The sequence below is a fragment of the Microbacterium sp. STF-2 genome (assembly GCF_034650155.1).
GTDB classification, from domain to species: domain Bacteria; phylum Actinomycetota; class Actinomycetes; order Actinomycetales; family Microbacteriaceae; genus Microbacterium; species Microbacterium maritypicum_A.
Window position 1 is genome coordinate 510,238 of record NZ_JARKMW010000002.1, and the last position, 12,525, is coordinate 522,762.

11 protein-coding genes are annotated in these 12,525 nt (G+C 69.0%); 4 read left to right on the forward strand and 7 right to left on the reverse strand.

The annotated features are described in order from the left end of the window. The first annotated feature begins 130 nt into the window (after positions 1-130). The 3 genes from MicroSTF_RS16385 (at position 131) to MicroSTF_RS16395 (ending at position 5,624) form a co-directional block, all read left to right on the forward strand. Entirely contained in the window at positions 131-2,932 is a 2,802-nt protein-coding gene (locus MicroSTF_RS16385; protein WP_322957143.1) for an MMPL family transporter, read from the forward strand. Then, the gene (locus MicroSTF_RS16390) at positions 2,929-4,902 is read left to right on the forward strand and encodes a YhgE/Pip family protein (RefSeq protein ID WP_322957145.1); all 1,974 of its coding nucleotides are present in this window, start codon (positions 2,929-2,931) and stop codon (positions 4,900-4,902) included. Before MicroSTF_RS16385 ends, MicroSTF_RS16390 begins: the two co-directional genes overlap by 4 nt. Before the next feature lie 131 nt (positions 4,903-5,033). After that, positions 5,034-5,624: a 2'-5' RNA ligase family protein gene (locus tag MicroSTF_RS16395; RefSeq protein ID WP_322957147.1), complete on the forward strand. Its 591-nt coding sequence runs from the start codon at positions 5,034-5,036 to the stop codon at positions 5,622-5,624. Positions 5,625-5,744: 120 nt separating this feature from the next. Here the strand turns inward: MicroSTF_RS16395 and ccsB are convergent, their stop codons facing one another. The 5 genes from ccsB to MicroSTF_RS16420 form a co-directional block, all read right to left on the reverse strand. Next, positions 5,745-6,719 carry a c-type cytochrome biogenesis protein CcsB gene (gene ccsB, locus MicroSTF_RS16400; RefSeq protein WP_021198980.1) on the reverse strand — a complete coding sequence of 325 codons (975 nt, stop codon included), beginning with the start codon at positions 6,717-6,719 and terminating at the stop codon, positions 5,745-5,747. 4 nt (positions 6,720-6,723) lie between these two features. After that, on the reverse strand, positions 6,724-8,508 hold the full coding sequence (gene resB / locus MicroSTF_RS16405) for a cytochrome c biogenesis protein ResB (RefSeq protein WP_322957152.1): 1,785 nt from the start codon (positions 8,506-8,508) through the stop codon (positions 6,724-6,726). 52 nt (positions 8,509-8,560) lie between these two features. Beyond that, positions 8,561-9,346, reverse strand: a complete 786-nt coding sequence (locus tag MicroSTF_RS16410) for a cytochrome c biogenesis CcdA family protein (RefSeq protein ID WP_029259781.1) — start codon at positions 9,344-9,346, stop codon at positions 8,561-8,563. Positions 9,347-9,362: 16 nt separating this feature from the next. Next, positions 9,363-10,013 carry a TlpA family protein disulfide reductase gene (locus MicroSTF_RS16415; protein ID WP_029259780.1) on the reverse strand — a complete coding sequence of 217 codons (651 nt, stop codon included), beginning with the start codon at positions 10,011-10,013 and terminating at the stop codon, positions 9,363-9,365. Between the two features lie 63 nt (positions 10,014-10,076). Continuing rightward, positions 10,077-10,481 (reverse strand): MerR family transcriptional regulator, encoded by a 405-nt coding sequence (locus tag MicroSTF_RS16420; protein ID WP_029265956.1) that lies wholly within the window; start codon positions 10,479-10,481, stop codon positions 10,077-10,079. A gap of 57 nt (positions 10,482-10,538) precedes the next feature. On the opposite strand from MicroSTF_RS16420, the gene MicroSTF_RS16425 reads away from it, so the two are divergent. Continuing rightward, the gene (locus MicroSTF_RS16425) at positions 10,539-11,444 is read left to right on the forward strand and encodes an NAD(P)/FAD-dependent oxidoreductase (RefSeq protein WP_322957159.1); all 906 of its coding nucleotides are present in this window, start codon (positions 10,539-10,541) and stop codon (positions 11,442-11,444) included. An 18-nt stretch (positions 11,445-11,462) separates the two neighbouring features. On the opposite strand, the gene MicroSTF_RS16430 is transcribed toward MicroSTF_RS16425, so the two are convergent. Both MicroSTF_RS16430 and MicroSTF_RS16435 read right to left on the reverse strand, forming a co-directional pair. Then, positions 11,463-12,092 carry a histidine phosphatase family protein gene (locus MicroSTF_RS16430; RefSeq protein ID WP_322957161.1) on the reverse strand — a complete coding sequence of 210 codons (630 nt, stop codon included), beginning with the start codon at positions 12,090-12,092 and terminating at the stop codon, positions 11,463-11,465. Between the two features lies 1 nt (position 12,093). Continuing rightward, positions 12,094-12,474 (reverse strand): DUF5684 domain-containing protein, encoded by a 381-nt coding sequence (locus tag MicroSTF_RS16435; RefSeq protein ID WP_021198042.1) that lies wholly within the window; start codon positions 12,472-12,474, stop codon positions 12,094-12,096. Positions 12,475-12,525: the final 51 nt, after the last annotated feature.

Consider the following 12,525-nt stretch of genomic DNA (forward strand, 5'->3'; position numbering starts at 1 on the left):
GAAACCTCCTGACCCTTCACTCTCGCATGATTCACACCCCGCACACAGGCTTGGCCGGGCGGGTCACCTTACGATACATCTATGTATTGGATACACCTGTGTATCCACCCCGCACCCCTCGGAGGAACGCGTGTCCACACTCCTGTCCTCGCTCGGACGCTGGTCCTTCCGGCACCCGTGGCGGGTCCTCGTGTCCTGGCTGCTCGCGCTCGGCATCGCCGGCGCCGGAGCGCTCGTGCTGGGCGCGGGAACCGACAACACGTTCTCCATCCCCGGGACGGAGTCGCAGGCGGGGCTCGAGCAGCTCTCCCGCTCATTCCCGCAGGTGAGTGGCACGAACGCGCAGTTCATCGTGGTCGCGGCCGACGGCGACAAGATCACGGATGACGAGTACCGGGACGACATCGAGGGCGCGGTCGACGAGCTGAGCGACCTCGACGGTGTTCTCGCGGCCACCTCGCCGTACGACGAGATGGTCAAGGGCATGATCAACGACGACGACACCGCCGCCATCGTGCGCGTGCAGTTCGACGGCGAGTCCACCGACGTCTCGGACGAGACGAAGGATGCGCTGCGTTCGGTCGTGAGCGACCTCGACGCCGAGCTCCCCGCGGGCTCGCAGACCTCCCTCGGCGGCGACCTCTTCGCGATCTCCATCCCCGGCGTCACCCTCACCGAAGCGGTCGGACTGCTCATCGCCCTGCTCGTGCTGATCGTCACGTTCCGCTCATTCGTGGTAGCGGGCCTCCCCCTGCTCACCGCGATCCTCGGCGTCGGCATCTCGATGGCCGGCATCTTCACCGCGACCGCGTTCGCGACCGTCTCCTCGACCACCCCGCTGCTGGCGCTCATGCTCGGGCTCGCGGTCGGCATCGACTACGCACTGTTCATCATGGCTCGACATCAGGATCAGGTGCGCGCGGGCGTGGACCCGGAGGAGTCCGCCTCGCGCGCCGTAGGAACCGCAGGCTCCGCTGTCGTGTTCGCGGGCGTCACGGTGCTCATCGCGCTGATCGGCCTCGGCTTCGCGGGTATCCCGTTCCTGACCACGATGGGCATCGCCGCCTCCGCCGCGGTCGCCGTGGCCGTGGCGATCGCCGTGACCCTCACCCCGGCCCTGCTCGGCTTCATGAAGGGCAAGGTCGTCGGTCGCCCGAAGAAGGTCAGGACGCCGAAGACGAAGAAGGGCGCCGCGCCCGACTCCTCGGAGGAGCCGAAGGCCGTCGTGGCCCCGGTGAAGGGCAGCGCCCGCTGGGTCGGCGGCGTCATGAAGCACCCCGTGCTGGTGTCTCTCGCCGTGGTCCTGGGACTCGGGATCGTGGCCGTTCCCGCGCTGAGCCTCGACCTCGCGCTGCCGAATGCCGGTGTGCTCCCGAAGGACTCCGAGGCCCGCCAGAACTACGACCTCGTCGGGGAGCAGTTCGGCCCCGGCTTCAACGGTCCACTGATCCTCACCGGCACGATCGTCACCTCCACCGATCCGCTCACCCTGATGGAAGACCTCGGCGATGCCGTGGCGAAGGTCCCCGGCGTCAAGGAGGTCGCCCTCGCGACGCCGAACGAGACGGCCGACACCGGTATCGTGCAGATCATCCCGGAGACCGCCCCCGACGACCCGGCGACCGCCGATCTCGTGCGCGAGCTGCGCAGCCATCACGACGAATGGCTCGACGAGTTCGGCATCGACCTCAAGGTCACCGGGTTCACGGCCGTCGGCATCGACATCTCCGACCAGCTCGGCAACGCGCTCCTGCCCTTCGGCATCTTCGTGATCGGCCTCTCGCTGATCCTGCTGACCATCGTGTTCCGCTCGCTCTGGGTGCCGATCACCGCCGCCGTCGGCTACCTGCTGTCGATCGTCGCCGCCTTCGGCGTGGTGGGCGCGGTGTTCGAGTGGGGCTGGTTCGCCGATCTGCTGCACGTCGCCAAGGTCGGGCCGATCATCAGCTTCATGCCGATCATCCTGATGGGCGTGCTGTTCGGTCTCGCGATGGACTACCAGGTGTTCCTGGTCTCCCGCATGCGCGAGGACTTCGTGCATGACAGGGACGCGACGAGCCCGAACCGTGCCACCCGGCGGGCCGCCGCGCTCCGGGCCGTGCGCAGCGGCTTCACCGGCTCGGCGAAGGTCGTCACCGCGGCCGGGCTCATCATGTTCGCGGTCTTCGTCGCGTTCGTCCCCGAGGGCGACTCGTCGCTCAAACCGATCGCACTCGGCCTCGCCGCCGGTATCGCATTCGACGCCTTCCTGGTGCGCATGACGCTGATCCCCGCCCTCATGGCGATCCTGGGCGAGCGTGCCTGGGAGCTCCCGCGCTGGCTGGAGAAGATCCTCCCCCGCGTCGACGTCGAAGGCGAGGCGGTCGAACGCGAACGCCACCTGGCCGCCTGGCCCGGCGACGGATCGGTCGTCGCGGCCGACGACCTCGAGATCAGCGCAGATGCGCCGCTCGTCGAGGGCCTGTCGATGCGCATCGCCGAGGGCGGTGCGGTCATCGCGACGGGCGGCGATCTGCGGACTCGTCGGGCCCTGGCCCTCACCGTCGCCGGACGCCTCGTGCCGACGGACGGGAAGCTCCGCGTCGCAGGACACCTGCTCCCCGGTCGTGCGGCCTGGGTGCGCGCGCACGTCGGCTGCGTGCTGGTCGACGACGCGGATGCCGCACTCGGCGACCTCTCCGAAGCGCTCCGTGGGAAGTCGCAGATCGTCGTGATCGACGGCCTCGACCGCCTGACAGGTGGCCAGCGTGACCAGGCGACGGCCATGCTGCGCGATGCCGCGGCCTCCCGCACGCTCGCGGTGTTCGCCACCGCCTCCGATGCCGACTCGGCACGGGCCGTCCTCGCCGAGGCCGGATGGCCCGACCCCCAGACTCTCGACACGCGTGCTCGTCGCCGGAGTACCGCAGATTCCACCGAGGTGACCGCATGACCCTCCCCATCGAGCGCGCGCGCTCCCGCAAGCCCATCACCTGGCTGACCATCCTCGGCGTGCTGCTGCTGCCGGCTGCGGTGGGCGGCATCCTCGTCGCGGCGCTGCAGAACCCGACCGAACGCCTGGACTCGATGACCGCGGCCATCGTCAACCTCGACGAGCCGGTGACCATCGACGGTCAGATGACTCCCCTCGGACGCCAGCTGGCTTCGGGTCTCGTGGAGGGGTCGGACGACCTCGATTCGAACCTCACGTGGGTGATCTCGAACAAGGACGACGCCGCCGACGGTCTCGCCGACGGCTCCTACCAGGCCGTCATCACCATCCCCGAGGACTTCTCGTCCGCCGCCACCTCCGCCGGCACCGCGATCTCCGACGGCGGAGGAAAGGCCGAGCAGGCCACCATCACCGTCACGACCCCGGAGGACGGACTCGTCGCCGACGACCTCATCACCGGGCAGATCGCGGACGTCGCCGCCTCGACCATGGGCACGATGCTCTCCGAGGCGACGACCGAGAACATCCTCGTCGGCTTCACCACGATCGGCGATCAGATCGGCGAGGCGGCAGACGGCGCCCTGAAGCTCGCGAACGGCGCGCGCGATGCCGCCACCGGAGCGGCAGCGATCCCCGAAGGCGCCAGGAAGCTGGCCTCCGGTGCGGGTGAGCTCGGGACGGGGGCATCGTCGCTCGCCTCCGGGCTCGACACGATCGCGGGCAAGACGCGCGAGGCTGCGGCCGGCGCGGGTGCGATCGGGGCCGGACTGACGGATGGCGGCGCGCAGCTGCAAGGAAGCGTCGCCGGGGTTCAGCAGCTCGTCGGCGGGATCCAGAGCGCCTCGGCATCCGCACGCTCCGCCGCAGACGACTCGGTCGCTCTCGCCCAGCAGCTGGGCGGAATGGCGCAGGCCGCCTGCACACCGCCCGTCGCGGACCAGGCCGAGTGCGCGCTCTACACCTCCCTCGCAACGCAGGCCGGTTCCGTCGCGACGGATGCCGGCACGGCATCCGGCATCCTCAACGCGCCCGAGGTCGCGAATGGCGTCGCCGCCCTCCCCGGTACGTTCACCACGCTGGCCTCCAGCATGTCGCAGGCCGGAGCAGGCGCCACCCAGCTCTCAGGTGGCCTCACCCAGCTCGCCGACCAGGGCATCGGAGCGTCGGCCACCGGCGCCCGCGGCCTCGCCTCCGGCGCGACCCAGCTCTCCGGCGGAGCGACCGCCCTCGCCGACGGAGCCACCGAACTGACCACCGGGCTCGACACCCTGGCGACCGGCACAGGTGACCTCGCAGGCGGGCTGCGCACGGCATCCGATTCCCTGCCCTCGTTCAGCGACACCGAGTCGAAGTCGCTCGCCTCGGTGATCGCCGACCCGGTGTCGTCGAACTCGTCGACGAACACCATCTTCGGCCCGACAGCGATCCCGCTGCTCGCGGCGGTCGTGCTCTGGTTCGGCGGTCTGGCGTCGTTCATGGTGATGCGCGCGCACACCGCTCGCACCCTCACCTCGCGCCGGTCATCCGCTACTCTCGCGCTGCGGGCCTTCGCCCCGGCCGCGCTGATCGGTGCGGCTCAGGGCCTGCTGGTGTCGCTGATCGCGCAGATCGTGGCGAGCTATGACGCCGGCACCTGGTGGGCGTTCGCGGGCACGGCCGTGCTCGCCGGTGTGGTGTTCGCCGCCGTGAATCAGGCCCTCGTCGCCCTGTTCGGCGGCGTCGGGCGCTGGATCTCCGCCCTCGTCGGAGTGCTCGCGGTCGCGACCGGCCTGATCTCGACCGTGCCGGACTGGCTGGCTGGCATCGGAGCCGCCCTCCCGACGGCTCCGGCCTTCGCCGGTCTGATCACGCCGAGCGGTTCCGCGGTCGCGGCACTCGTTGTCTGGGGCGTGCTGTCGCTCGTGGCCACGACGCTCGCGGTGACGCTGCGACGCACGACCTCGGCCAAGGCGGTCCTCGCCACGGCCTGACGTCGTCCGAACCTCCCTGCCAAAACGGAGACCACCCGTGCCCGGCCCGGCGCGTCGACGCATGACGCGCCGGGCCGCGCCTGTGACCGTCTCCGTTTCGGCACGCGTCGCCCGCGACCTAGGATCCTGACATGCGTCGACCGTTCATGGACACCCCCGACCAACTCGCGAGCCTCGAGGGGCAGCAGTACCTCGTTCTCCGGCCCACCGGTGCGGTCGCCGAGGTCTATCGGGAGATCCAGGAGACCGCGCTCGATCGCCTCGGCATCCCGGCGCGGCGTCCGCACACCGGACACGTCACGCTCCGGGGGTTCTCTGAGCCCGAGCGGCGCGAGGAACTCGCCGCGCTGATCCGCACCTGGGCGGCACAGCAAGAACCGATCGAGGTCAGCGCCGAGGCCGTCGACGTGTTCCCCCTGCCCTGGCAGATCCTGATCGTGCGCCTCGCCCGGAGCGCCTCGCTCATCTCGGCATACTCGACCCTGACTGCCGCGCTGGACGCCACGGACTACCGCCGCCTCGGCGAACTCCCGCTGGCCGACTGGACGTTCCACCTGTCGGTGCTCTACGGCAAGACTCTCGACGCGGCCGACTGGTCGCGGTTCGTGAAAGCCGAGGTCCGCCCGCTCTCACCCGCGCCCACCGAGGTCATCGCCGAAGCAGAGCTGGTCTGGTACGAAGACGGCATCGAGTACGCCGAGGTACTCCCTCTCGGCGGCTGATCCTCGGCCCAGCTCGCCCCTCGGCCAAAACAGAGACCTCCCGCACCCCGCCCCACGTGTCTTGCTCAGACGCGCCGGGACGAAGCCGGGAGGTCTCCGTTTTCGCAGCCGGAGGCAGACTCAGCTCAGGCCGGAGTAGGCGTGCAGGCCCTTGAAGAAGACGTTCACGATCGTGAAGTTGAAGATCACAGCGGAGAACCCGACGATCGCCAGCCAGGCCGAGGGGTTGCCGCGCCAGCCGCGCGTCGCACGGGCGTGGATGTATCCGGCGTAGATGACCCAGATCACGAAGGTCCAGGTCTCCTTGACGTCGAAGCCCCAGAAGCGGCTCCAGGCGTAGTAGGCCCAGATGGACCCCGCGATGAGCGTGAAGGTCCAAAGGATGAAGCCGATGATGGTGAACATGTACGCCAGGCTCTCCAGGCGCACGGCGTTCGGGAAGGTACGGAGGAAGCCGGGCCCGGTCTTCTTCGCGCCTTCGCCGAGAAGTCGCTCACGTCGCGACTGCATCAGCTGGATCACCGACAGGGCGAATGCGAGGGCGAAGAACGCCGTCGCGACCGAGGCCACGAACACGTGGATGACGAGCCACACGCTCTTCAGCGGGTCCATCAGCGGCGAGACATCGACGTAGAAGTTCGTCGCACCGAGGCCGAGCAGCACCACGACGAGGCCGGTGATGAAGGTACCGAGGAAGCGCAGGTCGATGCGAGTGAGCACGACGAGGTACACCGCGATGATGAGCAGCGTGCCCATCATCGCGAACTCGTACAGGTTGGCCCACGGCACCCGGCCTGCCGCGATGCCACGGGTGACCGCGGCGGCGAGGTGGAAGAGGAAACCGAGCACGGTCAGGGAGGTGCCGATCCGGGCCATCACGTATCGCTGCGGAGCGGCGTCTGCCACGGGAGCGCCGGTGGATGCGGTGATGCTGCCGCCACCGGCCCCGACGAGCACAGACTCGCGCACGTTCTGCGCATCGGCCGTCGCCTGCGAGCGCCGCGCGAGATCGAAGGCGTACGCCACGAAGGCCGCCGCGTAGATCGCGATCGCCGTCCAGAGCAGGACCGGCGAGATCACGTTGAGCTCGAGCATGGTGTCAGTCTACTTTCCGGGTGTCGGTTGCCGGGGCTTCCGGCTCGGCGGACTCGTCCGCGGGATCATCGATCGGTGGGCGCGCCGTGGTGCCCCCGGCCGCATCGAGCAGTCGGGCGTGACCGGCGACGAGGTCTTCCACGGCTGCCGCGAGCGTCGGGTCTTCCCCTCGCGCGAGGGCCGCGTACTCGAGGGCGATCTCGCCATCGTGCGCCGTGGCCTTGACCCACACGCGTCGGCGCGGAACGAACAGCGCGATCATGAGGCCGCCGAGGGCGAGCAGCGCGAAGCCGAGCACCCACACTCCGGACTCGTCGCGGTGGATCTGCAGCGAGGCGAAGCGCTTCACCGACTGCGAGGCATCCGTCGCACCGGCCGGCGACTCGTCCTCGAAGGTCACCGAGCCGAGGCCGTTGGGCAGCTGGGCGGTCTGTCCGGGGGCGAGCTCGATCGACTTCACGTCGGTGGTGCGGCCGGTGAGCTTTGTCATCCCGGTGGTGTCGAGCACGTAGACCGAGCGCGGCACGCCCTCGTTGATACCGAGGTCGCCCGTGTACACGTCGAGCGTGAGCGTCGGGTTCGTGAGGTCGCCGTACGCGGAGAAGAACGCGCCGCTCTCGAGCACACCCGTCGTCGGGTAGAAGAATCCGACCAGGCCGACCTGCTCGGCCAGCCCGTCCGGCACCTTGAGCACGCCCAGCGAGGTCATGTTGTTGTCCTGCGGGAGGAACGGGGTGCTGTTCGTGAACACCACGTTGCCTTCGGGGTCGCGCACGGTCACGGTCGGCGCGTAGCCGTTGCCGAGCAGGAAGACGTCGTCGTCGGCCACCCCGAGCGGCTCGTTGACCTTGACGGACCCCGTGCGCTCCTCCCCGTTCTCCTGCACCGTGACGTTGGCGGAGAAGTCGCCGGCCTGTCCGGAGCCGGGCTCGCCGAACGGCTGATACGTCACATCGAACGAGTCGAGGCGCATCGAGTACGGGGCGAACGCATCGTCACCCACGAAGCGACCGCGGTTCATCGAGTCGTAGTCGAGGAGCGTGTTGGCGAACGTCTCCCCCTCCACCAGCACGCGCTGACCGGTGTACGAGAAACCGCCGCCGATGCCGACCGTGACGAGCACGCCCACGAGGGCGAGGTGGAAGATCAGGTTGCCGGTCTCGCGCCAGTAGCCGCGCTCGGCGGAGACTGAGAACGTGCGTCCGCGGTCGTAGCGCTCCACCCGGTAGCCGAGGGCCTTCAGCTGTTTCGTCGCGACGTCGATGGACGCGGCCGCCTCCGCTTCCGCATCACCCGTCTTGGTTCCGGAGTCCACAGCGGGATCGCGCGTGACGGCGCGGTAGTCCTCGAGTCGCTGCAGTCGGGCGGGAGTGCGCGGCGGACGCGCGCGCAGTGCCTTGGCGTGGTGCTTGATGCGCGGGATCACACACCCGACGAGCGAAGCGAACAGCAGCAGGTAGATCGCCGAGAACCACGGCGACAGGTACACATCGAACAGCTTCAGCCCGTCGAGCACCGGGAAGAGGTCGGGGTTGTCGCGCTCCCACTGCGTGACGCCGTTCGGGTCGGCCATCCGCTGCGGGAAGATCGAGCCCGGGATCGCGGCGATCGCGAGCACGAGCAGCAGGATGAGCGCCGTGCGCATCGAGGTCAGCTGACGCCAGCCCCAGCGCAGCCAGCCGACGAACCCCAGCCGCGGCTGGGTGATCGAGTCGTCGCCGTCGACGTGGTCGGACGGGCGGAGCGGATCGCTGGAGTCGCTGTTCGCGGCACCCTTGTTCTTGGTCATGGCCTTCTCAGTGCGGGGGTTCTTGTCGGAGCTGGTGGACGTCGTGGAGCGATCAGAGCGGGAGGATGACACTTCCGATCACCGCCGTCAGGCGCGACATGATGTCGGTCCAGAGGCCGGTCACCATCAGGATGCCCAGCAGGATCAGCATCACGCCGCCGACGATGTTGACGACCCGGACGTGGCGGCGGAGGAAGCCGACCGCTTTCGTCGCCCAGCCGAAGCCGAGGGCGACGAGCAGGAACGGGATCCCGAGGCCCAGCGAATAGGCCAGGCCGAGGAAACCTGCGCGCACCGGATCGCCGGCGTTGAAGGAGAGGGCGAGGATGGCCGCGAGCGTCGGCCCCATGCACGGCGCCCAGCCGATCCCGAGCGCCACCCCGAGGAGCGGCGCACCGACGATCCCCGCCTTGGAGTCGACGTGGAAGCGGAACTCCTTCTGCGCGAAGCCGAAGAGGCCGAGGAACACGAGGCCCATCCCGATGATGACCACGCCCAGGATGCGGGTGATGAGGTCGCCCCACTGCAGCAGGAAGACCCCGGCCGTTCCGCCGAGCACGGTGTAGAGGATGAAGACGATCGTGAACCCGAGGATGAACAGCAGCACGCCCCCGACGAGCCGCCCCCTCGTCGCGGTTTCGGTTGTCTGCGTCTTCGTCCCGCCTTCCGCACCGGCAGCAGCGGTCGACCGAGGCGCGACGGCACCGCCGAGGAAGCCGAGGTAGCCGGGGACGAGCGGGAGCACGCACGGGGAGAGGAACGAGACGAGTCCCGCGAGCATCGCCACCGGGATCGCGATCCAGAGGGCCCCGGATCCGATGATCGCTTCGGGATTCACGACGTTCCCCGGGTGGTCACGACGTCTCCGCGAGGGCGTCCTTGACGAGCGTGGAGAGGATCGACTTGCCGTCGATCGGGCCGATGATGCGCGCGGCGACCCGGCCCTGCTTGTCGAGCACGAGGGTCGTCGGCGTCGCGGCGATTGGCGTCTCCTTCGCGAAGGCGAGCTTGGCCTGGGCGGTGTCGACGTCGATAAGGCTCGGGTACGTGACGCCGTACTCGTTCGCGAAGGCCACTGCCGTGTCCGCCTGGTCACGGGTGTTGATGCCGATGAACGCGACGTCCTGATCGCGGAAGTCCTGCCAGACACCTTCCAGATCGGCTGCTTCGAGGCGGCACGGCGCGCAGCCGGCGTACCAGAAGTTGACGACAGCGACCTGTCCGGCGATGTCGGCGCTGTCGAACTCCTCGCCCTTCTCGGTCACTCCGCTGAAGACGACGGGTTCACCACGCTCGGAGACCGGGATCTCGACGATCGCGCCGTCAGCGGCGACATAACCGGTGTTCTCGCCGTTCAGGAACGATTCGCTGACCGGATCGGGAGCGCAGGCGCTCAGACCGATGGCGAGCACCGCAGCGAGCGCGGCACCGACCGCACGGCGCGAGCGCCGTGTGCGGGAGGAGCGGCCGCTGCGGATCGGACGGACCGTCGAATCGCTTGGCACGACTCCGAGTTTACGCAGAGCTTCCTATGCGCGAGCCGGAAACGAGCACCCTTCGGAGGCCCATCAGAAGCGCGCCAGGACGTCGTCCACGCCCGCCCGGAACCGCGGACAGGTGGCGATGTCGTGCGCGCGGCAGCCCATCGCGTGCTCGGTCATCTCCCGCGATCGACGCATCTCCTCCATACGGCGATCGATGTCGTCCAGGTGCTGCTGCAACACCTGGTGCCGCCCGGCGCTCCCGTCGTCGAGCAGCACCGCGATCTGTTCGAGGCTCATCCCCGCTGCCTTGCTGCGCTGGATCACGGCGATGCGCACGACCTCATCCTCGCCGTAGCGCCGCCGCCCTGCGGAGTCGCGCGGAGGAGTGAGCAGCCCCACCGACTCCCAGTGCCGCAGCACGTTCGTCGGCAGCTCGAAGCGCTCGGCCACATCGCCGACGGACCAGGGGTGCGCATCGCTTGACTTCATGTTGACATGAAGTCACAGACTGACGGGGAAAGCAACCCCGCCACCGGAAGGACCCCCATGTACGACGCCATCGTGATCGGCGCAGGACCGGCAGGACTCCAGGCCGCCCTGACCCTCGGACGGATGCACCGCTCGACTCTGCTCCTGGATTCGGGCGAGTACCGCAACGGCACCGTCCTGCACATGCACAACATGATCGGCGCGGACGGGATGCCACCGTCGGAGCTGCGCGCGACCGCCCGCGCCGAGCTCGCGGAGTACGACGACGTGGAGATCCGCGACGCGGCGGCGACGAGCGTCTCGGGCGTCGAGGGCGCGTTCGTCGTGGGCGTGTCCGACGGCACCGTCGTCGAGGGACGTCGGGTCATCCTCGCCACGGGCGTCGCCGACGATCTCCCCGATGTCCCGGGGCTGCACGACCTGTGGGGCACATTCGCCTTCAGCTGCCCGTTCTGCGACGGACACGAGCATGCCGGCAGGGACATCGCCATCATCGGCGCCGCACCTCGGGCCGAGCACCTCATCGGCCTTTTGGGTCGGATCGCCGGGAACATCACCGTCGCACCCGTCGGGGAGGAGTTCGCAGACGACGAGATCCGAACTCTCGAGGCGAAAGGCGCGCAGGTGCGCCGCACGCCGGTCACCTCCGTCGAGAAGGTCGACGGAGGTGTCCGCGTTCACACGGACACCGACGAGAGCGTCGTCGACGGCGTCTTCATCTCCGCCGGGGAGATGCGCCAGCGGTCGCCGTTCGCCGCCCAGCTCGGACTGGGAATGCTCGACTCCGGGTGCATCGAGATCGACGAGTTCGGACGCACCTCGCGCCCCGGCGTCTTCGCTGCAGGCGACCTCGCGCATCGCGCGACCCTTCCCGGGCCCATGGCCTCAGTGCTGCTGGCCGCGGCTGCCGGTCAGCTCGCAGCGGTCGGCATCATCCAGTCGCTGCTGGCCGCTGAGCATTGATCACGCCCGAATCGCGGATCAGACCGCGCCGACGTCGACGGCGCCGCCGGTCGCCGCAGGCTCGGCATACGCGACCTCATGCCAGACATCGCCGACGCGCTCGAACGAGGTGACGCTCGAGAGGGCGCAGCGACGGGTGCGCGGGTCGTGCCGCAACGGCAGGCCGGCGACGCGGAGGTGGGTGATCCAGATCGGCGCCTGGTGCGACACCATCACGACGTCGCCGTCGGGCGCCGCGTCCCAGGCTTCGTCCATAACACCGAGCATCCGCTCCGCGATGGACGAGTAGGGCTCGCCCCAGCTGGGCAGCGAAGGCTGCCGCAGGTGCCACCAGTTCATGGGATTCATCAGCGAGCGACGCATCTGCGTCCCCTCGAACACGTTCGTCGGCTCGATCAGACGGATGTCGATCTCCGGCACGAGGTCGAAGCGCTCGGCGAACGGCTCTGCCGACTCCTGCGCGCGTTCGAGCGGCGACGCGTAGAGCGCGGAGACGGGACGGTCGAGCGCCGCCACATGGTCGGCGGCCGCTGCGGCCATCCCCCGGCCCGCGTCGCTCAGGTGGTAGTCGGGAAGACGACCGTAGAGCACGCGGGCCGGATTGTGCACCTCGCCGTGTCGGACGAGGTGCAACCGGGACACCGTCATCTCACGCCTTGCTGTAGCGCGAATCCCCGAAGCCGAGGATCAGGTACCCGATGTACGGGAAGAGGAACAGCAGGAAGAACGAGAAGACCCCGCCCTTGTTGAAGCGCTCGCCGAGCTTGAACGCGACGATGATCGCGAGGATCAGGTTCGCGATCGGGATGAGGTAGAGCAGTGCGAACCAGCCGGACAGGCCGGCGATCTTCACCAGGAAGACGAGGTTCACGATCGGGATGATCGCGAGGATGCCGGGGTATCCGGCCTTCGTGAAGACCTTCCACAGCCCGATGGCGACGAGGATGTAGAAGACGAGCGCGATCAGGCCCGTGGTACCGGAGAAGATCGATGCGTAGAGATCGGAGATGCCGTTGTTGTCCACGTGCACCCTTTCTGTGTAAGAGCTGTGTCGTGGCGATCCTACTGATATGCCGGCCCG